Source organism: Streptomyces sp. NBC_00876 (genome assembly GCF_045207435.1).
Classification (GTDB): domain Bacteria; phylum Actinomycetota; class Actinomycetes; order Streptomycetales; family Streptomycetaceae; genus Streptomyces.
Genome location: NZ_CP108800.1, coordinates 3,061,344 through 3,085,549, shown reverse-complemented (window position 1 = coordinate 3,085,549; position 24,206 = coordinate 3,061,344). Strand labels below are relative to the sequence as shown.

Annotated in this window: 17 protein-coding genes, 1 tRNA gene and 1 pseudogene; 14 read left to right on the top strand and 5 right to left on the bottom strand. The window is 72.5% G+C overall.

Annotation, left to right across the window (positions count from 1 at the left end; translation table 11 throughout):
* Nucleotides 1-2: 2 nt before the first annotated feature.
* From OG782_RS13510 to OG782_RS13480, 7 genes are all read left to right on the top strand, one after another.
* A complete protein-coding gene (locus OG782_RS13510; RefSeq protein ID WP_406450643.1) occupies nt 3-971 on the top strand; it encodes a carbohydrate ABC transporter permease in 969 nt (322 codons plus the stop codon).
* Nucleotides 968-1,816: a carbohydrate ABC transporter permease gene (locus OG782_RS13505; RefSeq protein ID WP_406450641.1), complete on the top strand. Its 849-nt coding sequence runs from the start codon at nt 968-970 to the stop codon at nt 1,814-1,816. The genes OG782_RS13510 and OG782_RS13505 overlap by 4 nt, the downstream gene beginning before the upstream one ends.
* Before the next feature lie 4 nt (nt 1,817-1,820).
* Complete coding sequence (locus OG782_RS13500; protein ID WP_406450639.1) at nt 1,821-3,455, top strand: beta-N-acetylhexosaminidase; 1,635 nt, start codon at nt 1,821-1,823, stop codon at nt 3,453-3,455.
* 335 nt (nt 3,456-3,790) lie between these two features.
* Nucleotides 3,791-4,687, top strand: coding sequence for an FAD binding domain-containing protein (locus OG782_RS13495; RefSeq protein WP_399308996.1), 897 nt, complete (start codon nt 3,791-3,793; stop codon nt 4,685-4,687).
* Entirely contained in the window at nt 4,684-6,231 is a 1,548-nt protein-coding gene (locus tag OG782_RS13490; protein ID WP_406450637.1) for a 2Fe-2S iron-sulfur cluster-binding protein, read from the top strand. The genes OG782_RS13495 and OG782_RS13490 overlap by 4 nt, the downstream gene beginning before the upstream one ends.
* Nucleotides 6,228-8,573 carry a xanthine dehydrogenase family protein molybdopterin-binding subunit gene (locus OG782_RS13485; RefSeq protein WP_406450635.1) on the top strand — a complete coding sequence of 782 codons (2,346 nt, stop codon included), beginning with the start codon at nt 6,228-6,230 and terminating at the stop codon, nt 8,571-8,573. Before OG782_RS13490 ends, OG782_RS13485 begins: the two co-directional genes overlap by 4 nt.
* A 242-nt stretch (nt 8,574-8,815) precedes the next feature.
* Nucleotides 8,816-9,994, top strand: a complete 1,179-nt coding sequence (locus OG782_RS13480; RefSeq protein WP_406450633.1) for a S8 family serine peptidase — start codon at nt 8,816-8,818, stop codon at nt 9,992-9,994.
* Here the strand turns inward: OG782_RS13480 and OG782_RS13475 are convergent.
* The 3 genes and pseudogenes from OG782_RS13475 to OG782_RS13465 all read right to left on the bottom strand — a co-directional run.
* Nucleotides 9,993-10,985 (bottom strand): annotated as a pseudogene (locus tag OG782_RS13475) (serine/threonine-protein kinase); the annotation flags it as partial. The gene OG782_RS13480 and the pseudogene OG782_RS13475 overlap by 2 nt on opposite strands.
* Nucleotides 10,986-11,042: 57 nt before the next feature.
* Complete coding sequence (locus tag OG782_RS13470) at nt 11,043-13,256, bottom strand: protein kinase domain-containing protein (RefSeq protein ID WP_406450631.1); 2,214 nt, start codon at nt 13,254-13,256, stop codon at nt 11,043-11,045.
* Between the two features lie 3 nt (nt 13,257-13,259).
* Nucleotides 13,260-14,159, bottom strand: a complete 900-nt coding sequence (locus OG782_RS13465) for a serine/threonine protein kinase (RefSeq protein WP_406450629.1) — start codon at nt 14,157-14,159, stop codon at nt 13,260-13,262.
* 162 nt (nt 14,160-14,321) lie between these two features.
* On the opposite strand from OG782_RS13465, the gene OG782_RS13460 reads away from it, so the two are divergent.
* Nucleotides 14,322-14,843, top strand: a complete 522-nt coding sequence (locus OG782_RS13460; protein ID WP_406450627.1) for a DUF1269 domain-containing protein — start codon at nt 14,322-14,324, stop codon at nt 14,841-14,843.
* Between the two features lie 68 nt (nt 14,844-14,911).
* Here the strand turns inward: OG782_RS13460 and OG782_RS13455 are convergent.
* A tRNA-Cys gene (locus OG782_RS13455) sits at nt 14,912-14,986 on the bottom strand.
* A 184-nt stretch (nt 14,987-15,170) separates the two neighbouring features.
* Here OG782_RS13455 and OG782_RS13450 point away from each other — a divergent pair.
* The 4 genes from OG782_RS13450 to OG782_RS13435 all read left to right on the top strand — a co-directional run bounded on the left by OG782_RS13450 (nt 15,171) and on the right by OG782_RS13435 (nt 19,212).
* Complete coding sequence (locus OG782_RS13450; protein ID WP_406450625.1) at nt 15,171-16,652, top strand: MFS transporter; 1,482 nt, start codon at nt 15,171-15,173, stop codon at nt 16,650-16,652.
* A 40-nt stretch (nt 16,653-16,692) separates the two neighbouring features.
* Nucleotides 16,693-16,893, top strand: coding sequence for a ribbon-helix-helix protein, CopG family (locus tag OG782_RS13445; protein ID WP_026290595.1), 201 nt, complete (start codon nt 16,693-16,695; stop codon nt 16,891-16,893).
* Complete coding sequence (locus OG782_RS13440; RefSeq protein ID WP_406450623.1) at nt 16,890-17,279, top strand: type II toxin-antitoxin system death-on-curing family toxin; 390 nt, start codon at nt 16,890-16,892, stop codon at nt 17,277-17,279. Before OG782_RS13445 ends, OG782_RS13440 begins: the two co-directional genes overlap by 4 nt.
* Nucleotides 17,280-17,430: 151 nt before the next feature.
* On the top strand, nt 17,431-19,212 hold the full coding sequence (locus OG782_RS13435) for a DEAD/DEAH box helicase (protein ID WP_406450621.1): 1,782 nt from the start codon (nt 17,431-17,433) through the stop codon (nt 19,210-19,212).
* Nucleotides 19,213-19,290: 78 nt separating this feature from the next.
* On the opposite strand, the gene OG782_RS13430 is transcribed toward OG782_RS13435, so the two are convergent.
* Entirely contained in the window at nt 19,291-19,842 is a 552-nt protein-coding gene (locus OG782_RS13430) for a hypothetical protein (RefSeq protein WP_406450619.1), read from the bottom strand.
* Between the two features lie 267 nt (nt 19,843-20,109).
* Between OG782_RS13430 and OG782_RS13425 the strand changes: the two genes are divergently transcribed.
* Entirely contained in the window at nt 20,110-21,753 is a 1,644-nt protein-coding gene (locus OG782_RS13425) for a WxL domain-containing protein (RefSeq protein WP_406450617.1), read from the top strand.
* Between the two features lie 118 nt (nt 21,754-21,871).
* Complete coding sequence (locus tag OG782_RS13420; protein ID WP_406450615.1) at nt 21,872-23,890, top strand: hypothetical protein; 2,019 nt, start codon at nt 21,872-21,874, stop codon at nt 23,888-23,890.
* Nucleotides 23,891-24,206: the final 316 nt, after the last annotated feature.

Below are 24,206 nucleotides of genomic sequence, written 5' to 3'. Positions count from 1 at the left end.
CGATGACGGCGAACAGTACGGCGTACAAGGCGCCCCGCACGCCCGGAGCGGACGGTCCCCCTCCCCGTCCGCTCCGCCGCCGGGCCTCGCCCGCCCGGCGGTCCGGCTGGACCCCCTGGCTCTATCTGCTGCCCGCGCTCGTGCTCCTGGGCGGGCTGCTGGTCTACCCGATCTACCAACTCGGCCTGATCTCCTTCCTGGAGTACACCCAGGCCCAGGTGAGCGGCGGCGAGCCGGCCACCTTCCAGGGACTGGGCAACTACGCGACGCTCTTCGGGGACAGCCAGTTCCGGCAGGTGCTGCTGTCCACCGTGGTCTTCGCCGCCGCCTGCGTCGTGGCCACCCTGCTGACCGGCTGCGCGCTGGCCGTGCTGCTGACCCGGGTGCGGGCCGTGCCCAGGTTCGTGCTCATGCTGGCCGCGCTCGGCGCCTGGGCGACGCCCGCGATCACCGGATCGACCGTCTGGGTCTTCCTCTTCGACGCCGACTTCGGTCCGGTCAACCGGGTGCTGGGGCTCGGCGACTTCTCCTGGACGTACGGGCGCTACAGCGCCTTCGCGCTGGTGCTCCTCGAAGTGCTGTGGTGCTCGTTCCCGTTCGTGATGGTGACGGTGTACGCGGGCATCCGGGCGATCCCCGCCGAGGTGCTGGAGGCGGCCGCGCTGGACGGCGCCTCGCAGTGGCGGATCTGGCGGTCGGTCATGGCGCCGATGCTGCGGCCGATCCTGGTCGTCGTCACGATCCAGTCGGTGATCTGGGACTTCAAGGTCTTCACCCAGATCTACGTCATGACCAACGGCGGCGGCATCGCCGGCCAGAACCTGGTGCTCAACGTGTACGCGTACCAGAAGGCGTTCGCGTCCTCGCAGTACGGCCTCGGCTCCGCCATCGGCGTCGTGATGCTGGTGATCCTGCTGGCCGTCACGCTGGTCCATCTGCGCCTGATGCGGCGCCAGGGGGAGGAACTGTGAGCCTGTCATCCCTGTGGCGTGTACGCCGGCCCGGCAGGCTCGCCGCCGAGGCGGCGGCCCTGCTGATCGCCGCCGCCGTAGCCTTCCCGCTGTACTGGATGGTGCTCTCCGCACTCAAACCGGCGGGCGAGGTCCAGTCCGCACACCCCAGGCCCTGGACGCTGTCGCCGTCCCTGGACTCCTTCCGCCGGGTGTTCCAGCAGGAGGACTTCGGGCGCTACTTCCTCAACAGCCTGACCGTCGCCGGCACGGTGGTCGTCGCGTCCGCGCTGATCGCGTTCCTGGCGGCGACGGCGGTGACCCGCTTCAGATTCCGCTTCCGGACCACGCTGCTGATCATGTTCCTGGTCGCGCAGATGGTTCCGGTCGAGGCGCTGACCATCCCGCTGTTCTTCCTGATGCGGGACTTCGGTCAGCTCAACACGCTCGGCTCGCTGATCCTGCCGCACCTCGCCCTCTCGCTGCCGTTCGCGATCTGGATGCTGCGCGGCTTCGTCGGGGCCGTCCCGGAGGCGCTGGAGGAGGCGGCGTACATCGACGGGGCGAGCCGCACCCGCTTCCTGTGGCAGATCCTCTTCCCGCTGGTCCTCCCGGGGCTGGTGGCGACCAGCGTCTTCTCGTTCATCACGACCTGGAACGACTTCCTCTTCGCGAAGTCGTTCATCATCAGCGACACCTCCCGGTCGACGCTCCCGATGGCGCTGCTGGTCTTCTTCAAACCCGATGAGAACGACTGGGGAGGGATCATGGCAGCCTCGACGGTGATGACCGTGCCCGTGCTGGTCTTCTTCGTACTCGTACAGCGACGCCTGGTCTCAGGACTGGGCGGAGCGATTAAGGACTGACGTCATGAACATGGATCTGATCCCGGCACCCGTGCGCGCCGGCGGCCAGGGCCGGTGCGGATTCGTACTGGATGCGTCCACCATCATCACGGCGGCCCCAGGCACCGAGACCACCGAGCGCTGGCTGCGCACCACGCTCGGCGCGGCCTTCGGCCTGCCGCTCGCGCCGGGCGCCGAGGGTGCCCCGCGCGCGATACGGCTGCTCACCGACGCGTCCCTGGCGCCCGAGGAGTACCGGCTGACCACGCTGCCCGACGAGGGTGTCGCCCTCACCGGCGGCGGGCCCGCCGGGGTCTTCTGGGGCGCCCAGACGCTGCGTCAGCTGCTGGGAGCGCAGGCCTTCCGCCAGGCGCCGGCCAACGGCGCAGTCCCGGCCGGCTTCGGGTTCACGGACATCGAGGACCGTCCCCGCTTCGGCTGGCGCGGCCTCATGCTCGACGTGTCCCGGCACTTCCTGCCCAAGGCCGACGTGCTGCGCTACCTCGACCTGCTGGCCGCCCACAAGCTGAACGTCTTCCACTTCCACCTCACCGACGACCAGGGCTGGCGCGTCGAGATCAAGCGCTACCCGCGCCTGACCGAGGTGGGCGCATGGCGCTCGCGCACCAAGTACGGCCACCGGGCCTCCGAGCTCTGGGACGAGACCCCGCACGGGGGCTACTACACGCAGGACGACATCCGCGAGATCGTGGCGTACGCCGCCGAGCGGCACATCCGGGTCGTCCCCGAGATCGACATCCCGGGCCACTCGCAGGCCACCATCACGGCCTACCCGGAGCTGGGCAACACCGACGTCGTCGACACCTCGGCCCTGACCGTCTGGGACAACTGGGGCGTCAGCCCGAACGTGCTGGCCCCCACCGAGCGCACCCTGCGCTTCTTCGAGGGCGTCTTCGAGGAGCTCCTGGAGCTCTTCCCGGCCACCACCTCGCCGTTCATCCACGTCGGCGGCGACGAGTGCCCCAAGGACCAGTGGAAGCAGTCGCCGGCCGCCCAGGCCCGTATCAAGGAACTGGGCCTCGCCGACGAGGACGAGCTGCAGTCCTGGTTCATCCGCCACTTCGACACCTGGCTCACCGCTCGCGGCCGCCGCCTCATCGGCTGGGACGAGATCCTGGAGGGCGGCCTCGCCGACGGCGCCGCGGTCTCCTCGTGGCGCGGGTACGCGGGCGGCATCGCGGCCGCCGAGGCCGGGCACGACGTGGTGATGTGCCCCGAGCAGCAGGTGTATCTGGACCACCGTCAGGACGGCGGCCCCGACGAGCCGATGCCCATCGGTTACGTCCGCACCCTGGAGGACGTCTACCGATTCGAGCCCGTGCCGCCGGGCCTCGGCGAGGAGGCGGCCCGTCACATCCTCGGCACCCAGGCCAATGTCTGGACCGAGGTCATGCAGAACCGGGCCCGCGTCGACTACCAGGTCTTCCCCCGTCTCGCGGCCTTCGCCGAGGTCGCCTGGTCGGCCCTGCCCGCCCCCGCCGAACGGGACTTCGCGGCCTTCGAGAGCCGCATGGCCACGCACTACGGCCGGCTCGACGCGCTCGGTGTCGCCTACCGGCCGCCGGGGGGCCCGCTGCCGTGGCAGCAGCGCCCCGGCATCCTGGGACGCCCGATCGAGGGAACACCCCCGAACGTGTGAGTCCGGACGCGGGACGACATGCCGCCACCACGGTCCCCGGGACCGTGGTGGCGGCGTCGTTGCGCAAGGATTCAGCCAGGCGTCCGGGGCCGGCGGCGGCTGTCCGCCGGAACAGGAAAAGGCGCATGAAGCCGCTGAAGACCGGCAATACGCACTCTGTGCAGAAGAAGTGGCGAACCGGGACCATCCACCTGACCGGGGACGGATGCTCCCTTCGTGGACCCTCGCGTCGGGCCGGTCCGAAGATGTGCCAGAGTTGCCACGTCCGGGCTTTGAACACGTACCGTACGGCGAAACAGGCGGGACAGCCGGGACACCGGGAAGGGGCAGCTGGGTTGACCACGCACGCACCGCAGGCGACGCAGTCCGTCACACTGCCGGCCTCGCTGGACGAGGCAGTGGCGGCACTCGGCGCCATGCCCGCCGCCGTCCCCGTGGCAGGCGGCACGGACCTCATGGCAGCCGTCAACAAGGGGCTCCTGCGCCCCTCCGGACTCGTCGGCCTGGGCCGGATCAGTGAGCTCCGCGGCTGGCACTACCAGGACGGCCACGCCCTGCTGGGCGCCGGCCTCACCCACGCACGCATGGGGCGGCCCGACTTCGCCGCCCTCATCCCCGCGCTCGCCGCGTCCGCGCGCGCCGCGGGACCGCCCCAGATCCGCAACGCCGGCACGCTCGGCGGCAACATCGCCACCGCCGCCCCGACCGGCGACGCCCTGCCGGTGCTCGCCGCACTGGAGGCCGAGCTGGTCATCGCGGGCCCCGGCGGCGCCCGCCGCGAGATCCCGGTCTCGCACCTGCTGGCCGGCCGCGAGATGCTGGAGCCCGCCGAACTGATCGGCTTCGTCCGGGTACCGCTGCTGCACGCCCCGCAGGTGTTCCTCAAGGCGACCGGGCGCACCGGCCCCGGCCGCGCCACCGCCTCCGTCGCGATCGTCCTCGACCCGGCCAGGCGCGGGGTGCGCTGCGCGGTCGGCGCCATCGCGCCGATGCCGCTGCGGCCGCTGGAGGCCGAACGCTGGATCGCCTCGCTGATCGACTGGGACGGCGAACGGGGCCTGGCGCCCGACGCGCTGGCCGCCTTCGGCGAGTACGTCGCCGCGGCCTGCATCCCGGACCAGGCACCGCCCGCCGACGGGGGAGAGGCGCCACCGCTGCCCCCCGCCGTACTGCACCTGCGGCGCACCGTCGCCGCGCTGGCCCGACGCGCGCTGGGGAGGGCACTGTCGTGAGCAACGAGGACCACGCCGATCAGCACGGGGGCTGGGAGCCGATCCCGCAGGGCGGCGAGTACGACGCCGAGGCGACCGCCTTCGTCCACCTGCCGCCGGAGGACCTGGCGAACGTCCCGCTGGCCGCACCCGGCCAGGGATACGTGCCGCCGATGATCCTTCCGCTGACCCCGGCCGCCGGGCTCGACCCCGCGGCCACCGGCAGCTGGGGCGTCCAGACACAGAACGAGCACGGCCGGCAGAACCAGCACGGCCTCCAGGAGCACGGCGGGCAGCCGGTGCCCGACGCGGTGCACTGGCCCGACCCGAACCAGCAGCAGCAGACGGCCTACGGACACCCGCAGTCCGGGCAGCAGGCGGAGCAGTACCAGGAGCCGTACCCGCAACAGCACCCGGACCAGTACGGCGGGACCGCGGCCGCCACCGGTCATTGGAACTTCACCGAGGCGGCCGCGCCCGCCGATCAGGCCGGCCACACCGGACAGTGGACGGTTCCCTTCGCCGACGGCGAGCTCTCGGAGGACTCCGGCGAGCTTCCCGCGCCGGCCGCGGACCGGTACGCGGACCGGACCCCGCCGGCCACCCTGCCGGGCGGTGCGCCCGCGCCGTGGGCGACGCAGGAACCGGAGCCCGCGCACGCGCAGACGCCGCCGGGCACGGACCTCGCCCCCGCACCGGACGAGGCGACGGCCGCTCTGCCCGGCGAGGACGCGGACGAGCCCACCGGCCCGGCCGCCGAGGACGCCCCCGCCGGACCGGCGGACGGTGCTCCCGAACCGCATGGCGCCCCGCAGGACATGACGCCCGACGCCGAGCCCGAGGCCCTGCCGGACGCCCCGCCGCAGGACCCGCAGCCGGCCGGTCCGGAGCAGCCCGACACGGCGGCCCTCGCCGACCCGGCCGAGGACGCCCCGCCCGCCGCCCCGCTCGACCTGCCCAGCGAGCACCCCGCCGCCTCCTACGTGCTGCATGTGAACGGCGCCGACCGGCCCGTCGCCGACGCCTGGATCGGCGAGTCGCTGCTCTACGTGCTGCGCGAGCGGCTCGGCCTGGCCGGCGCCAAGGACGGCTGCTCACAGGGCGAGTGCGGTGCCTGCAACGTCCAGGTGGACGGCCGGCTCGTCGCCTCCTGCCTGGTCCCCGCGGCCACGGCGGCGGGCAGCGAGGTCCGTACCGTCGAGGGCCTGGCCGTCGACGGCGAACCGTCCGACGTCCAGCGGGCCCTGGCCGAGTGCGGCGCCGTCCAGTGCGGCTTCTGCATCCCCGGCATGGCGATGACCGTCCACGACCTCCTGGAGGGCAACCACGCCCCCAGCGAGCTGGAGACCCGCCAGGCGCTCTGCGGCAACCTCTGCCGCTGCTCCGGCTACCGCGGCGTCCTGGACGCCGTGAACGAGGTCATCGCGGGCCGCGAGGCCGCCGCCGAGGCGGCCTCGGCACCCGCGCCGCAACCCGCGGAACCGGACGAGGCCCGCATCCCGCACCAGGCGGCCCCGGGCGCCGGTAGTGTGCAGGTCCATCTGCAGGACGGAGGCCCGGCGTGAGCAACGACGCAGCCACCGCGGCCGGCGCGACCCATACGGCGATCAGCATCCCCTCCCTGGACGGCCCCGGCGGCCCCGGCACCGAGCAGCCGCTGCTCGGCCTCGGCGCCTCGCTGCCGCCGGCCGACGCCCGCGCCAAGACCGAGGGCACCTTCCCGTACGCCGCCGACCTGTGGGCCGAGGGACTGCTCTGGGCCGCCGTGCTCCGCTCCCCGCACCCGCACGCCCGCATCCTGTCCATCGACACCTCGGCCGCCGCCGAGATGCCCGGGGTGCGCGCGGTCGTCACCCACGAGGACGTCCCCGGCGAAGGGTCCTACGGCCGCCGCGTCGTCGACCGCCCCGTCTTCGCCTCCGACCTGGTCCGCCACCACGGCGAGCCGATCGCCGCCGTCGCCGCCGACCACCCCGACACCGCCCGGCTGGCCGCCGCCGCGATCGCCGTCGAGTACGAGGTGCTGGAACCGGTCACCGACCCGGAGAAGGCGTTCGCCGCCGAACCGCTGCACCCCGACGGCAATCTGATCCGCCACATCCCGCTGCGCTACGGCGACCCGGACATCACCGGCGAGGTCGTCGTCGAGGGCCTGTACCGGATCGGCCGTCAGGACCCGGCGCCGATCGGGGCCGAGGCCGGACTCGCCGTGCCCCGTCCCGACGGCGGCGTGGAGATCTACACCGCCTCCACCGACCCGCACACCGACCGGGACCTCGCCGCCGCCTGCTTCGGCCTCGAACCGGACCGGGTGAAGATCGTCGTCACCGGGGTGCCCGGCGCCACCGGCGACCGCGAGGACCCCGGCTTCCAGCTCCCGCTCGGCCTGCTCGCCCTGCGCACCGGCTGCCCGGTCAAACTGGCCGCCACCCGCGAGGAGTCCTTCCTCGGCCACGCCCACCGCCACCCGGCGCTGCTCCGCTACCGCCACCACGCGGACGCCGAGGGCCGCCTGGTCAAGGTCGAGGCCCAGATCCTGCTCGACGCGGGCGCCTACGCGGACGCCTCGTCCGAGTCGCTGGCCGCCGCCGTCGCCTTCGCCTGCGGTCCCTACGTCGTCCCGCACGCCTTCATCGAGGGCTGGGCGGTCCGTACGAACAACCCGCCCTCCGGCCATGTCCGGGGCGAGGGCGCGATGCAGGTCTGCGCCGCGTACGAGGGCCAGATGGACAAGCTGGCCGGCAAGCTCGGCATCGACCCGGCCGAACTGCGGCTGCGCAACGCCCTGTCCACCGGCGACATCCTGCCCACCGGACAGACCGTGACCTGTCCCGCCCCGGTCGCCGAACTCCTGCACGCCGTACGGGACTTCCCGCTGCCCTCGCTGCCCAAGGACTCCCCGGAGGACGACTGGCTGCTGCCCGGCGGCCCGGAAGGCGCGGGTGAACCCGGCGCCGTGCGGCGCGGGGTCGGGTACGCGCTCGGCATGGTCCACATGCTCGGCGCCGAGGGCACCGACGAGGTCTCCACGGCCACCGTCCGGGTCCACGACGGAGTCGCCACCGTCATCTGCGCCGCGGTCGAGACCGGCCAGGGCTTCTCGACGCTGGCCCGCCAGGTCGTCCAGGAGACCCTGGGCATCGAAGAGGTCCACGTCGCGGCCGTCGACACCGACCAGCCCCCGGCCGGCGCGGCGACGCACGGCCGGCACACCTGGGTCTCCGCCGGAGCGGTCGAACGCGCAGCGAAGATGGTCCGCACCCAGCTGCTCCAGCCGCTGGCCCACAAGTTCGGCATGTCCACCGAACTGCTCCAGATCGCCGACGGCAAGATCACCAGTTACGACGGGGTGCTCTCCACGACCGTCACGGAGGCGATGGACGGCAAGGAGCTCTGGGCCACCGCCCAGTGCCGCCCCCATCCCACCGAGCCGCTCGACGAGTCGGGCCAGGGCGACGCCTTCGTCGGGCTCGCGTTCTGCGCGATCCGCGCGGTCGTGGACGTCGACATCGAGCTCGGCGCGGTCCGCGTCGTGGAGATGGCGATCGCCCAGGACGTCGGCCGGGTCCTCAACCCGTCCCAGCTGGCGACCCGGATCGAGGCGGGCATCACCCAGGGCATCGGTACGGCGCTGACGGAGAACCTCCGCACCGCCCGCGGTGTCATCCGCCACCCCGACCTGACGGGTTACGCCCTGCCGACGGCGCTCGACGCTCCGGACATCCGTATCGTCAAGCTCGTCGAGGAGCGTGACGTGGTGGCCCCGTTCGGCGCCAAGCCCGCCTCCGCGATCCCGGTCGTGACCTCCCCGGCCGCGGTGGCCGCGGCGGTCCGCTCGGCCACCGGCCGCCCGGTCAACCGCCTCCCGATCAGGCCCCAGGCGGCCGTCGCCACCCCCAAGTCCTGAGCGCCACAAGGCCGCTGTCCTCCGGGTCGCTCCCGCAGCCCGGGGAATGCCCGGTCCTCGCCGCTGGCTAAAGTGATCTCCGAGGCTTCGAGGGGGAGATTGCTGTGCTGCCGTGCGATCCGGGTGCAAGGGGACCGGCGAAACCCGCCCGCACCCGAACGGGCCCGATCCGGACCGTACTTGCGACGGCTCTGGCGCTGCTGGCGCTCGGGGCGGGCACGGCTCCGGCACACGCGGACACGGTGCTCTCCGACCAGTGGCACCTCACCCGGATGAAGGCCCAGGAGATGTGGCGGACCAGCACCGGGAAGGGCGTCACGGTCGCGCTCATCGACACCCGGGTGGAAGCGGTCCCCGAGCTATCCGGCCGGCTGCTGCCCGGCAAGGACTTCCGCAAGGGGGCCACGGGCAAGCGCAACGACTTCGGCACCACCGCCGCCGCCGTGATCGCCGGTAGCGGCAAGGGGGCCGGCGGCCGGGACAGCGCGTACGGGCTCGCCCCCGGGGCGAAGGTGATCCCGCTGGAGGTCTCCGACGGCCAGGACACGGACGAGGGCACCCTCGCCGCGCAGGACGACGAGATCAACGCCGGAATCGCCCCGGCCCTCCGATACGCGGCCGACTCCCAAGCGAAGATCATCAGCGTGTCGCTCTCCGCGTCCGACGACGACGAGGCGGTGCGGTCGGCCGTGGACTACGCCCGGAGCAAGGGCAAACTGATCTTCGCGGCCGTCGGGGACGACACGATCGACCATCCGCTGGTGGGCTACCCGGCCGCGACGCCCGGGGTCGTCGGGGTCAGCGCCGTCGACAAGAGCGCGACTAGTCTCAAGACGGCGGCCGCGGGCCTCAACGTGGACCTCAGCGCCCCCGGCGAGGACATCATCAGCGCCTGCTCGGGCGGCGGCTCGGGGCTGTGCAGGTCCAAGGGCACCGCGGTGGCCACCGCGATCGCCTCCGCCTCCGCCGCGCTGATCTGGGCCGAGCACCCCGCGTGGACGGCCAACCAGGTCCTGCGCGTCATGATCGACACGGCCGGCGCCCCGGACAACGGGGCGGTGCGCAGCGATTACCTCGGATACGGGACCGTGCGTCCCCGTATCGCGCTGAAGACCCCGGGCGACCCGGGGGCGGCCGACCGGGACCCGATTCCCGACTACCGCACCGCGTCGCCCACCCCCAGGCCTTCGGTCTCCGCGACGCCGGGCGCGCCGGTCTCGCAGGAGCCGGCGGGCCCGGCGGCGGGTGCCCCCGCCCCCGCCCCCGCCGCCACCGAGGCGCCGGACGACGCTCACAGCGGGGCCTTCTGGCTCGCGCTCGCCGTGTGCGCCGCCGGACTCCTCTGCGTCGGCGTCGCCCTTCCGCCACTGCTGGCCGACCGGAGCCGCGCCCGGCGGGCGACCGTGCTCAGTCGTCCTTGAGCCGCCACGCGGCCGTGCCGCCGCCCACGGCCAGCACGGCTCCGCCGGTGGCGAGCGCGGTCAGGAACCTGCGCCGGCCCTGATCCATCGGCGCGGCGCCGGAGCCGGCCGGGACGAGGCGGGCCGCCTCGGACTCGTACCGGCCGATCAGCGCCGCGAGGCCGCCCTGCCGCCAGACCTTCTCGGACCGCCGCGGGGGTGCGAACGCGCGGGCGATCTGCTCCGGGCCCGGCCGCGCGCCCGGCTCCTTGGCGAGGCAGGGTTCGATGAGCGCCCGCAACGGCTCGGGCACCTGCGACAACCGCGGCTGCCCGTGCACGACTTCGTACTGCACCGCGGCGACGTGACCGCCCGTGTAGGCGCGTTGCCCGCCCGCCGCGTACACCAGCACCGCACCCAGCGAGAAGATGTCGGCGGCCGGGCCCACCCGGTGGCCCAGCACCTGCTCGGGAGCGCCGTAGCCGGGTGTGACGGGGATCTGGCCCGTGGTCGTGAGAGTGAGCCCGTGCTCCGGCCGGGCGATGCCGAAGTCGATGATGCGGGGCCCGTCCGACGTCAGCACGATGTTCGCGGGCTTGAGGTCGCGGTGCACGAGACCGGCGCCGTGGATCTCCTGAAGGGCGCGGGCCAGGGCCGAGGCCAGCACGTGCACCGTCACGGCGTCGAGCGGGCCGTGCACGGCGACGGCCTGTTCCAGGTCGGGGCCGGCCAGGAACTCGGCCGCGATCCACGGCCGCCCGCCCTCGACCTGTGCGTCCAGTACCCGGGCCACGCCCGGACCGGTGACGGAGCGAGCCGTGTGCGCCTCGCGGACGAAGCGCTGCACCAGCTGCTCGTCGTGGGCGAGTTCGGGCCGCAGCGACTTCACCGCGGCCCGGCTGCCGTGGCTGTCCTGGCCGAAGTAGACCTTCCCCATCCCGCCCGCGCCGAGCACACCGAGCAGACGGTACGGGCCGAGCCGGAGCGGGTCTCCTGGGCCGAGCGGTTTCATGACGGTTCCCTCTCAGGGGGCGGGAAGCGGGTGCGTGAGCGTGCGGGGGTGCGGAAGTCAGCCGCCCAGACGCAGGGCGTCCACCTCGCGCCAGGTGCCGTTGCCGACGAGCACGTCCTTGCCGGGCATGAGTACGAAGTTGCGGATCGAGCTCTCCAGCGAGCGTACGTACGCGTGGCTGCTCAGCTCGATCGCCCCCAGCCCCGACTGGTCCGCGTAGTAGAGGTACTTGCCCGAGACGACGGGGGGCGCCGCCGCGGTGGTCGCGCTGCCGTCGGGGACGGCGGTGTCCCAGAGGAGTTCGCCGCGTTCGGTCTCCACGGCGACGATGCCCCGGCCGCCCTCGGCCGCGTACACCACACCGTCCTTCACGGCCGGCGGCCCGTAGCGGTCGTCGCCGTTCACCACGCCGCCGAAGTCGCGGTCGCGGCCGAACTCCCACACCACCGTGCCGTTGGACAGACCGACCGACATCAGCACGGTCGACCCGAGGTAGAGGTGTGTACCGTCGTGCGCGAGCTGCGCCCCGGTGCTCGCCGGGGTGGAGAAGTTGTCGGCCGCCGACGTCAGGGACGTGCGCCACTGCTCCTTGCCCGAGCCGGTGTCGAACGCGCTGAGGATGAGGTCGTTCGAGGTCTGCCCGACCACGATCCGGTCCCCGATGACCTTGCCGAACGCCCCGGTGTAGCCGTAGCCGTCCTTCCGGTCCCGCAGGGCGGTGCGCCAGCGGAGCTTTCCCGTCCGCGCGTTCACCGCGTACAGGTGCCGGTCGAAGGTCTCCGCGCTGTCGTCCCCGGCCGTCAGGTACACGGTGTCGGCGGTGGCGCAGAGGAGCTCGGCGCTCGCACCCTTCGGCGCCTTCAGGGCCGACAGCGCGGTCAGCGTACGGTCCTGCCGTCCGGTGTCCGTGTCGACCGTGGCGACCACGAAGTCGTCGGAGGTCGCGCCGCCGATCCAGTAGAGCGACGAGCCGTCGGTGACGGGCCGGCCCTCGAAGAACGTCGGGAAGAACATCCAGAGTTCGCTGCCGTCCGCCGGGTCGATGCCGCGCAGCTGGCCCCCCGTCTTCACCACGATGCCCTTGTCCACGAACAGGGGCGGCATCGCCTCGTCGGCCTTCCCCTTGCCGCTGGTCCACAGCAGGTCCCACGGCCCCGGCGGGGAGGTGACGGCGCCGGAACCGGACGGGCCCGGCTTCGGCGGGTTCTTCGCCGCGCTCTTCGGAGCGGACCGGCCCGACCACAGCCACAGCCCGCCGCCCGCGACTGCCCCGGCACCCGCCGCACCGGCCAGGACCAGGAACCCTCGGCGGGAGGGCCCCGCGCGCCGGGGCGCCGGTGCGGAGGTGACGGTGACGGCCGGCTCCTCGGGAGCCGGCAGCCGCGGCGGGCACACCTGCCAGACCTCCGCCGCGCGACGGGAGATCTCCGAGAGGAGCGGATGGGGAAGGTGGTCGGCGAACTCGCCGTGCCCGTCGTGGAGGGCGGCGGCCAGCTCCCCGGTGTCCGGGCGCAGCGCGGGATCCTTCGACAGCGCGCGGGCGAGCACCGGGGCCAGCGCCGCCGGTACCCCGGACAGGTCCGGGTCGGCGTACCGGACGCGGTAGAGCAGATCGGCGGGCTGCCCGCTGCCGAAGGGGCCGTGGCCGGTGGCGGCGAAGACGAGGACACCCGCGAGCGCGAAGACGTCACCGGCCGGGGTGTGTTCCTGCCCGCCCGCCTGTTCCGGGGACATGAACGCCGGTGTTCCGGCGGCCGCGCCCACCTGGGTGAGGCGGTCGTCGCCGAGGGCGCGGGCGATGCCGAAGTCGATGACCTTGGGTCCGTACCCGGTGATCATGACGTTGGACGGCTTCAGGTCGCGGTGCACCACGTCGGAGCGGTGCAGCTGTCCGAGCGCGCCGCACAGCGCCGCACCCACGGCCCGTACGGCGGCCTCGGGCAGGGGGCCGCTCACGGCGACCGCGTCGTCCAGGGGCGGGCCGAGGACGTACTCCGTCGCAAGCCAGGGCACCTGGGCGAGCGGATCGGCGTCGACGACCTGGGCGCCGTGCACGCCGCCGATCACCCGGGCCGCGTCGGCCTCCAGCCGGAACCGGGTGCGGAAGGAGGCGTCGGCCGCGATGTGCGCGTGCACCGTCTTGAGGGCGACGGTCGCGCCGCCGGGCGTACGGGCCAGATAGACCGTGCCCATGCCGCCGCTGCCGAGCCGGGCGGCCAGCCGGTAGCTGCCGATGTGTGAGGGGTCGTCGTGGAGCAGGGGTTTGATCATCGGTCAGGCTCCGGGGTGCGGGTGTACATCGGCGGCGAGGATCTCCGCGGACTGCCGGGCGATGGCCGCGACCACCCGGCCGGGCAGCCGCAGCGCGCCCGCCTCGGATCCGGGCTCCAGGACGGTGGCGACCGGGGCGGCGCCGGCCGGCGGCGCGAGGGCCTCCAGGACGTCGGTCGCCCGGGGGCGGGCGGCGGGGTCGCGCGCGAGGCAGGCGGACACGAGCGGGCGCAGCAGGAGGGGGAGCTCGTCCCGGTCGGGGACGGTGTGGCCGGTGGCCGCGTACGCGAGGACCGCGCCCAGGGCGTAGAGGTCGCCGGGAGGCCGCGGGCGTCCGCCGGCGGCCTGTTCGGGCGGGAGGCTGCCGGGGTCGAGGCCGGGGAGCCCCGACCTGGATGTGCCGTCCTCGGCTGCGGTGCGCGCCGCGCCGAAGCAGGTGAGCCGCGGTCCGTCCCCGGCCAGCAGTACGGCGGCGGGCGACACCCCGGCGTGGGTCACCCCGGCCGCGTGCGCGGTGGCCAGCGTCTCGGCGAGGCAGCGGCCCAGGACGCGCAGCGTCTCCTCGGGCAGCGGCCCGCCGTTGACGGCCAGGGCCGTCGGGAGGGGAAGTGCGGGGATGTACGGGCGCGCGCACCACACGGCCGCGCCGGGCTCGGCGTGCTCGGTGACGGGGGCGGCCCACGGGCCGAGCAGGAACCGGGCGGCCTGTGCCTCGGTGAGGAACCGGCCCGGATCGGTGGAGTCCAGGGGCGTGCTCACCAGCACGGTCCGCTCGCCGTCCGGGGCGCGGGCGATGAACCGCTGCTCGGGAACGGCGGCGGCGTCGTGGTCCGTCGGGTCCAGCCGTGCGACGACGAGGTAGGGGCCGATCTGCCGGGACGGAGCAAGGCGCGGCACAGGCATGAACGGATATCCCCCCGGACGTCATCGGAACAGGGGCAGCCTACTCAGCGATCAGGACCGGAATTCTCATGGGCGAGGCGCGGGGGCCGTTCGGGTGTCCACAATGTCGTATATTCATATACTGAGTGCCGTAACGCCCCCCCCGGATGAGGAGTCAGCCGTATGAGCAATCTGTTCGTCATCGCCTACGAGGATCTCGCCACCGCCGACCAGGTCCGCGACAAGCTGCTGTCGCTGAACCGCGAGCACCTCGTCGAGCTGGAGGACGTGGTCGTCGTGGAGCGGCGCGCGAGCGACGGGAAGATCAAGCTGCACCAGGCCAACAACCACACCGCCACCGGTGCGGTGGGCGGCGCGCTGTGGGGGAGCGTCATCGGGCTGCTCTTCCTCGTGCCGTTCCTGGGGGCGGCGGTCGGCGCGGCCGCGGGTGCCGCGGGCGGGGCGGTGACCGACACCGGCGTGGACGACGGCTTCATGAAGGAGGTCAGCACCAGCCTCAAGCCCGGTGCCGCGGCCGTCTTCGTGCTGGTGCGGACCGCGGCCCGCGACAAGGTCGTCCCCGAGATCGCCAAGTTCGGCGGACAGCTCGTGCAGACCTCGCTCAGCAACGCGGACGAGGAGCAGCTGCGGGAGATGGTGAAGGAAGCGCTGCACGAGGACGACGCGGCGCCGGTCGCCTCCTGACCGCCTCTGCCCGTACATGCCGCCGCCCGCCCCTCTGCGCTTCCGTGCGAGGGGCGGGCGGTGGTGCGTGGAGACCGTGACCGGATTCGAACCGGTGTAACTCGAGTTGCAGTCGAGCCCCTGAACCTCTCGGGCACACGGTCGTGCGTTGTTCTGTGACCCGACCGTAGGCCCGGCGCGGCCGGCGGTTCAAGGGTGCGGGCCGCCGTGCAACGCGACTGCCATACGGCGTTCACGTTTCCCCGGGCGGACCTACGATCAAGGGACGAGGACGGGGGCGACCCGCGACAGGGTTCACGACGGATTTCGCCCCTTACTCTTGGGCTCATGACCGTCCTGGAACCGCGTGACGCCGATGTCTCGCCCCGCCCCGAAGCCACCGACGACATACCGGGGGCAGCGGTCGACCCGGCACCCGAGGGCGTCCTCGGGCGGAGCTACCGGGCGCTCAGCATCGGCATCGTCTCCGTCGTGTTCCTGATCGCCTTCGAGGCGACCGCGGTGGGGACCGCGATGCCGGTCGCCGCCCGTGAGCTGCACGGCATCCCGCTGTACGCGTTCGCGTTCTCCGCGTACTTCACCACCAGCCTCTTCGCCATGGTGCTGTCCGGCCAGTGGGCCGACCGGCGCGGCCCGCTGGCCCCGCTCGCCGCCGGGATCAGCGCCTTCGGGGCGGGGCTGCTGCTGTCCGGGACCGCGGGCACCATGTGGATGTTCATCGCCGGCCGGGCGGTGCAGGGGCTCGGCGGCGGGCTGGTGATCGTCGCGCTGTACGTGGTGATCAGCCGGGCCTACCCGGAGCGGCTGCGGCCGTCGATCCTGGCCGCGTTCGCCGCGAGCTGGGTGATCCCCTCGGTCGTCGGGCCGCTGGCCTCCGGGAGCGTGACCGAGCACCTCGGCTGGCGCTGGGTCTTCGTCGGCATCCCGGTCCTGGTGGTCTTCCCGCTGGCGCTCGCGCTGCCCGCGATCCGGCGTACGGCGTCCGGTCCCGCCGACCCGTCGGCGCCCGCCGTGCCGTACGACCGCCGGCGCATCGCGCTGGCCCTGGGCATCTCGCTGGGCGCCGGACTGCTCCAGTACGCCGGCCAGGAGCGGAACTGGTTCTCCCTGCTGCCGGCCGCCGCCGGCTTCGCCCTGCTCGTCCCCGCGATCCGCGGCCTGCTGCCCCCGGGCACCGGCCGCGCGGCACGTGGGCTGCCCTCGGTGGTACTGCTGCGCGGAGTGGCGGCCGGGTCGTTCATCGCGGCCGAATCGTTCGTCCCGCTGATGCTGGTCACCCAGCGCGGACTGTCCCCGACGATGGCCGGCCTCTCGCTCGCCGCCGGCGGCGGGACCTGGGCGCTGGGCTCGTACGTACAGTCCCGGCCGCGCCTGGAGCCGCACCGCGAGCGGCTGATGGTGGGCGGCATGGTGCTGGTCGCCGCGGCGATCGCGGCCGCGCCCACCGTGCTGATCGACGGGGTGCCGGTCTGGACGGTCGCGGTGGCCTGGGCCGTGGGCTGCTTCGGCATGGGCGTGGTGATCGCCTCGACGAGCGTGCTGCTGCTGAAGCTCTCCGCGCCCGAGGAGGCCGGGGCGAACTCCGCGGCGCTCCAGATCTCCGACGGCCTCTCCAACGTCCTGCTCCTGGCAGCGGGCGGCGCGGCGTTCGCGGCACTCGGCGGGGGAGCGGTGGGCGCCGTCCACGACGCGGTGGAGGCGGGCGCCTCCGGCTCGCACCCGGGGGCCTTCGCGGTGGTCTTCCTGCCGATGGCGGGGGTGGCGCTGGTGGGGGCGTGGGTGGCTACGCGGGTGCGGACGGAGTCTTAACTGGTACCAGTCTGGCCCCACCTGGTGGTACCGTTTTGGTATGGCTATGAACCTGCGTCTTCGTGACGACCAGACCGAAGCCCTCAAGCAGCGAGCCGAGCAGGAGGGCACGAGCATGCACGCCATATTGCTCCAGGCCGTGGACGACTACCTGGCCCGGACCGCTCAGCAGGCCATCGTCCGCAAGACGGCGAAGGAGCAGGCGGCCAAGTGGAGTGAGCTCATGGAGCGGCTCAAGTGAGCTGCATCTACCTGGCTGCCGAAGACATTCTTGTCATCGCCGAGCACGCGTGCTCGGACATGCAGATCGTGGTTCGCGACATCGGACTCCTGGAGTCGGCCGCCCATCGGCCGTCCGCGGCCATGTTCGGCGAGGAGGCGTATCCGGACGTCGTCGACAAGGCAGCCGCTCTTCTGCAGTCCCTGGCGATCAACCGCCCGCTCTTCGACGGCAACAAACGTACCGCCTGGCTGTCGTGCGTGACCTTCCTGGCGATGAACGGGGTCGATCTCCGCCCCGACATCGACGCAGCGGAACGCCTGGTCATCGCGGTCGCCACGGGTGAAATGGATGAGGTCAAGGTCATCTCTCAGGGGCTGCGCGAACTGGTCGTCGACGAGGTGTGAGAGCCGTCGCAATTCCGTGCGGGGCGGCGCAGTCCGAGCCGGATCGCACCCCGCCCCCCGGTAAGGTGGCCCGGTTGTCGTATCGCGCACGGGCCCGTCCCGGTCCGTGCGGACAGCACCACACGTACCCGAGAGACCCGAACCGGAGACCGTGACTACTACCGCCTCCCACCACCTCTCACCCGCCTTTCCCGGCCGCGCCCCCTGGGGTACGGCCGGCAAGCTGCGAGCCTGGCAGCAGGGCGCCATGGAGAGGTACATCCAGGAGCAGCCGCGTGACTTCCTCGCGGTCGCGACCCCCGGCGCCGGGAAGACCACCTTCGCGCTGACCCTCGCGTCATGGCTGCTGCACCACCACGTCGTGCAGCAGATCACCGTCGTCGCGCCCACCGAGCACCTGAAGAAGCAGTGGGCGGAGGCAGCCGCCCGGATAGGGATCAAGCTCGACCCCGAGTACAGCGCGGGCCCCGTGAGCAAGGAGTACCACGGGGTCGCCGTCACGTACGCGGGCGTCGGAGTCCGCCCGATGCTGCACCGCAACCGGTGCGAGCAGCGCAAGACCCTGGTGATCCTCGACGAGATCCACCACGCCGGTGACTCCAAGTCCTGGGGCGAGGCCTGCCAGGAGGCGTTCGACCCGGCGACCCGCCGGCTCGCGCTCACCGGTACGCCGTTCCGCTCCGACACCAACCCGATCCCCTTCGTCGCGTACGAGGAGGGCAACGACGGCATCCGCCGTTCCTCGGCCGACTACACCTACGGCTACGGCAACGCGCTCGCCGACGGCGTCGTCCGCCCCGTGATCTTCCTCAGCTACAGCGGCAACATGCGCTGGCGCACCAAGGCCGGTGACGAGATCGCCGCCCGGCTCGGCGAGCCGATGACCAGGGACGCCATCGGGCAGGCCTGGCGCACCGCGCTGTCGCCCACCGGTGACTGGATCCCCAACGTGCTCAGCGCCGCCGACAAACGGCTCACCGAGGTCCGCAAGGGCATCCCGGACGCGGGCGGGCTGGTCATCGCCACCGACCAGGAATCCGCGCGCGAGTACGCCAAGATCCTCAAGAAGGTCACCGGCGAGAAGGTGACCGTGGTCCTCTCCGACGAGAAGGCCGCGTCGAAGAAGATCGATCAGTTCACCGAGGACGGATCGCGCTGGATGGTCGCGGTCCGCATGGTGTCGGAGGGCGTCGACGTGCCACGCCTGGCCGTCGGCGTGTACGCCACCACCATCTCGACGCCGCTCTTCTTCGCCCAGGCCGTAGGCCGCTTCGTGCGTTCCCGCAAGCGCGGCGAGACCGCCTCCGTCTTCGTACCCACCATCCCGATGCTCCTCGACTTCGCCAACGAGATGGAGGTCGAACGGGACCACGTCCTCGACAAGCCCAAGAAGGGCAGCGACGAGGAGAACCCGTTCTCCGAGGAGGACAAGCTCCTCGCCGACGCCGAGAAGCTGGAGGACGAGGAGACCGAGGAGCAGCTGCCCTTCGAGGCGCTGGAGTCCGACGCGGTCTTCGACCGGGTGCTGTACGACGGTGCCGAGTTCGGCATGCAGGCACACCCGGGCAGCGAGGAGGAGCAGGACTACCTCGGCATTCCCGGGCTGCTCGAACCCGACCAGGTGCAGCTGCTGCTCCAGAAGCGGCAGACCCGGCAGATCGCCCACAGCCGCCAGAAGCCGGCCTCGGAGGCCGATCTGCTGGAGAAGCCGGCCGAGGACCGGCCGGTGGTCACGCACAAGCAGCTGCTCGGGCTGCGCAAGCAGCTGAACACCATGGTGTCGGCCTACACGCACCAGAGCGGCAAGCCGCACGGGGTCATCCACACCGAGCTGCGGCGGGTGTGCGGCGGGCCGCCGAGCGCGGAGGCCACGGCCGGCCAGATCGAGCAGCGGATCAAGAAGGTCCAGGAGTGGGCCACCCGCATGACCTGAGCCGCCGCGCGGCGCACGGGCACCGGCCCGGGGCAGGGACCACCGTCCTCGCCCCGGGCCGGCGTCATGCGCGGACCGCTACCAGACGAACGGAGCGGACTGGGCGGACGTCGTCACACACGGCACGGTGGCGGACGTCGGGGACGAGGTCACGATCATCAGTGACCAGTTGGTGGTGGTCGCGGGAGGCGACAGCACCACGGAGTCGGTGCTGTCACCGGCCGCCAGGGTGCCGGAGCTGAGCTTCAGCGGTCCCAGGGTGATCGGGTTGGGATAGGTCATGCCCGGGTTGGCCTTGGCGGAGAACTGGACCTGACTGGTGACGCCGCCCGAGGTCTTGGAGACCTTGAGCGTCGTCGTGATGCTGTTCGGATCGGCACTCGTGCCGACCGGCATCGTGATCGCCGAGGAGTTGAGCTTGATGGACTTGGTGGTGCCGTTGTCGGCGGCGGTGAGGGTGGCGCTGCCACTGCCCCAGGAGCCGCAGTTGAACGTGGCGGTCGCGGTGGCCGGGGCCACCGCCGAGGCCATCGGCGACGACAGGGCGAGCAGGGCGCCGGTCGAACACGCCGCCGCCAGGATCAGCGGGAGACGTCTTCGGTCCGAGGCAGTGCGTGAAGAGATCGACATGACGGGTGGAACTCCTTCCGGTTGAATTCCGCGGATTCGCCGTACGCGCTGTACTCGATGACGGTGCTGTACGTGCGGATCTGCGTGCCGGGCCCGGCATGTCGGTCGCAGTGAAACGGTGATCTTCAAAGATGTCAACAGATGTGCTGGAAACGCCTGTGGAAATGCTTTTCGGGCATTTCTGAAAGGATCAATTCGGTCTCTCTTGACTTCTCTGCACCCGACCTCCTCAATGTGCGCAATCAATGCTCCATGAAAGGGTGTCAGGTGATCCGACGACGAAGACCCGGGGTGACCGGTCTGCTCGCGGCCTGCTTCGTACTGTCACTGGGCTGCGCCGGGGCCACCGCCGCACCGCGGCCGGCCCCCGCCCCGGCAGCCGCTGCCGGGACGATCACACCGACCGTCCACTGCACCCTGCCCGCGGGCCAGGGTGAGGCGACCGGGCCGCAGGCGATGACCGTCGAGCTGTCGCCCGCCGTCGTCGAACCGGGCGGCAAGGTGCACGCGAAGGTGACCCTCGGCCCGTCCCCGGCCACCAGCGCCCTCGCCCTGGACGACGTACCGACGATCCCCAGTCTCGACCTCGCGATGTCCGGCGGGGCCACCGGCACCGTCACCGTGCGGGGCGCGGAGTTCACCATGGACATCCCGGCCGGGACGCCCATCGAGATCCCCGTGTACGAGGGCGACTTCCTGGTGCCGGTGGACGCCTCCGGCGAGGTCTCGCTCGCTCCCATCCGCACGCTGACGCAGACCAAGGTGCTCGGATCGGTCTTCGAGACGCCCTGCGACGTCGTCGACGGCGGCGGCAGTGTCGGCACCGTCACCGTGGAGGGTTCGGCCACCGATCCCGCCACGCTGACCGCGCCCGGCGACCCCGTGCGGCCCCACACGGCCGTGGAACTGGGAGGTTCGGGCTGGACCCCCGGCGCCTCCCCCGTACCGTCGCTCTGCGCGGTGGGCGGTGGTGGCTGCGATCCGCTGAAGTTCACCTCCCACACCCTGCGGATCGACGCCTACGGCACGCTCACCGGCACCGCGACCCTCGGCGAGGCCGGGGCGGTACCGGACGGCAGCTACGAGGTGAAGGTCAACGACGGCACGAAGGAGGCCACCGCCCCCCTCACCGTCCAGGCCGTCGCGGCCGGCAACCGGGAGATAGCGCTGACGCCGGACAGCGGCCCGGTCGGCAGCGTGATCACCGTCAGCGGCCAGAACTACAACCCGGACCGCTGGATCAACGTCATCGGCCTCGATGCCTCGGGCACCGGGCTCGACGACAGCGCGGTCTACGTCAAGAGCGGCACGGACGGCACCTTCGCCGTCGACTTCACCGTCATCTCCGATGCCGTCGTGGCCGTCCAGGCCGACGAGGGCAACGACCCGGCGACGGTGCGCACCGCACCGTTCACCGTCACCACCGGTGGCGGCGGGGACGGCAGCACGGCCGAGCAGCGACTGAGTACCCAGGTCAGGGCGGGGACCCTGTCCATGACCCAGGACGGTGACAGCGTCGACTTCGGTACGACGGTGCTGGGCGCGGACAGCGGGGTACAGAGGGCCCACCTCAACCGGGTGGAGGTGCAGGACGCCCGCGGCGTCAACAGCGGCTGGTCACTGACCGCCACCCTCACCGGCTTCACGAGCACCGACGGGAACACCATCCCGGCCGGTGCGGTGCGGTGGGCGCCCGCCTGTACGGCACAGGACGGGAGCGTGGGATCACCCGTCGCCGGATCGCCCACGGTGCTCGGGAGCGAGGCGGCGAGCCTCTGCCGGATGAATCCGGACGGATCGCGTCCGTTCACCGGCGGGAAGTTCGACGCCGAAGCCGGCCTCGCGCTCACCGTTCCCGAATTCACCCGCCCCGGAGATTACAGCGCCACCCTGACACTCACCCTCTTGTAAGGGGACGCCAGGGGAAAGTCCCGCCGACGCCCGCCTGTTCCGTACAGCAATGGAGCAGGCGGGCGTCGTCCATTCCGCATTCGGACCAGTCACATTCCGTTTCCATTGGAGGAGCCGCATGTTCGCGCATCGCAGATCCGGCAGTACGAGAGGACCGGGCCGCTCGGCCTTACGGCGAGCCGTCGCCCTCGGCGCCGGAGCCGTACTCGTCTGGACCGGGGGAACCGTCGCCCTCGCCCCGCTCGCCCACGCCGGCACCATCACCCCGACCGTCCACTGCACCCTGCCCGCCGGTCAGGGCCAGGCGGACGGATCGCAGCAGTTCGGCGTCGAGCTGACGCCCGACGTCGTCGACCCGGGCGGCAAGGTCCACGCGAAGGTGACCCTCGGCCCGTCGCCCGCCACCAGCGGACTCAGCCTCAACGACGTGCCCACCACCCCGAGCCTCGACCTCGCCATGTCCGGCGGGGCCACCGGCACGGTCACCGTCACCGGACCCGAGGTCACGCTCGACATCCCGTCCGGGAAACCGATCGAGATCCCGCCGTACGAAGGGGACTTCCTCATCCCCGCCAACGCGAGCGGCCCGATCACCTTCACCCCGCTGCGCAACATCACCCGCACCAAGGTGCTCGGCTCCAACTACACGACGACCTGCGAGGTCACCGCGGGCGGCGGCTCCATCGGCACCGTGACGGCGGAGGGCAGCGCCGGGCAGCCGGCCACCCTCATCGCTCCCACCACGCCGGTCCGGCCGTCCACCTCCGTCACCCTGTCGGGCAGCCGCTGGACCGCGGGCGCCACCCCGGTACCGTCGCTCTGCGCGGCGGACGGCGGCGGCTGCGACGCCGCGAAGTTCGCCGAGAACTCCCTTGCGATCAACGGCTCCGGTCAGCTGACCGGCAGCGCCGTGCTCGCGGCGGCGGGTGCGGTGCCGGACGGCTCGTACCTCCTGAAGGTCGGCGACGGCACGAAGGAGGCGACCGCGCCCCTGACCGTCCAGGCCTTCGTCCCCGACGCGCCCCGCGCGATCGTGCTCTCCCGCAGCAGCGGGCCGGTCGGCAGCGTCATCTCCGTCACCGGCAGCGACTACTACCAGGACCGGTGGATCAACACCGTCGGTCTCGACGCCAACGGCGCGACGCTCGACGACACCGCCGTCTATGTGAAGAGCCGGCCCGACGGCACGTTCGCCGTGGACTTCACCGTCTCGGACCCGGCGATCGCCGCCGTCCAGGTCGACGAGGGCAATGATCCGGCCACCGTACTGACCGCGCCGTTCACCGTGACCGAGGCCACCGCGACGCTCTCCGCGGGCACGGCGAAGGTCAAACCCGGCGGGTCGATCGGTGTGTCCGGCGGGGGCTGGCCCTCCGGCGTCGCCCCCTCCGCCGCACTCTGCGCGACCGACGGCAGCGGCTGCAACGCGGCCGGGATCAGCGGCTCCACCCTGCGCATCGCCGCCGACGGCACCCTCTCGGGTACGGTCACCGCCGCCGGGTCCACCGCCCGCGGCGTCTACGCGCTCCGGGTCACCGCCGGCGGTTCGCAGGCCCTGACCCAGCTCACGGTCGCCCCGACCTTCGTCGTCCTCACCCCGTCGGCCGGGCCGAAGGGCACCTCCGTCACCGTTCTCGGGCAGGGCTTCGCGAAGGTGGCGACCGTGTCGATCGTCGGTCTGCGGGCCGACGGCTCGCAGACCTCCGACTCGGTGCGGACCAAGGTGGTCGGCCTCGACGGGGCGTTCTCGCAGACCTTCACCGTCAACGCGGCCGACACCGTCGCCCTCCGGGTCCGCGAGGTCCTCGTCAATCCGCGTACCGAGACGGCCGCCTTCACCGTGCAGGACGGCAGCGCCCCGTCCGGGGCCTCCTTCGCGCTCTCTCCGCCCGAAGGACCGCCCGGCACGGTCGTCCAGGTGACCGGCCGGGGCTTCGCACCCGTCGCCACGGTCTCCGTCACCGGACGCACCGCCGACGGGAAGCAGACCTCCGACTCCTACGTCACCCGGATCATCGGACTCGACGGCACGTTCGCCCTCAACTTCACCGTCCGGGACCCGGCGACGAAGTCCATCAGGGCCTGCGAGGTACTCGTGAACGGAAAAACTGTCCAGCAATTGTTCACAGTGAGTTAACGCCGGTTCACCTCCGGTGTACGGAGCGTCGCGAGGGAGTCGGCCGACCTGGACGCGCGTAGATGCGCGCCGATCGGCCGGCGCCCCGCTGACCGGCACTTATGTTCTTCCGGCACAAGCCGTTTTCCGCGAGCGCCCGGATTCTGGACGAGGTCTTCCGCTGAGCGGACTGGCTCGCTACTGTCCCAAAAATGTGAACGCCCCGTGGCAACGCCGCCGCGGAGCGCAGCCGGTGCCTTGGCCAGGCCGGCGGCCTCTCCGTGCGTCGCCGCTGGGACCGGTGGCGCACAATCCGTGGGAACCAGCCGCCGCCGCT

Coding starts and splice junctions, on each gene's coding strand:
- OG782_RS13500 (WP_406450639.1), top strand. CDS start 1,821: ATGAACATGGATCTGATCCCGGCACCCGTGCGCGCCGGCGGCCAGGGC.
- OG782_RS13460 (WP_406450627.1), top strand. CDS start 14,322: ATGAGCAATCTGTTCGTCATCGCCTACGAGGATCTCGCCACCGCCGAC.
- OG782_RS13510 (WP_406450643.1), top strand. CDS start 3: ATGACGGCGAACAGTACGGCGTACAAGGCGCCCCGCACGCCCGGAGCG.
- OG782_RS13450 (WP_406450625.1), top strand. CDS start 15,171: ATGACCGTCCTGGAACCGCGTGACGCCGATGTCTCGCCCCGCCCCGAA.
- OG782_RS13420 (WP_406450615.1), top strand. CDS start 21,872: ATGTTCGCGCATCGCAGATCCGGCAGTACGAGAGGACCGGGCCGCTCG.
- OG782_RS13430 (WP_406450619.1), bottom strand. CDS start 19,842: ATGTCGATCTCTTCACGCACTGCCTCGGACCGAAGACGTCTCCCGCTG.
- OG782_RS13470 (WP_406450631.1), bottom strand. CDS start 13,256: ATGATCAAACCCCTGCTCCACGACGACCCCTCACACATCGGCAGCTAC.
- OG782_RS13445 (WP_026290595.1), top strand. CDS start 16,693: ATGGCTATGAACCTGCGTCTTCGTGACGACCAGACCGAAGCCCTCAAG.
- OG782_RS13465 (WP_406450629.1), bottom strand. CDS start 14,159: ATGCCTGTGCCGCGCCTTGCTCCGTCCCGGCAGATCGGCCCCTACCTC.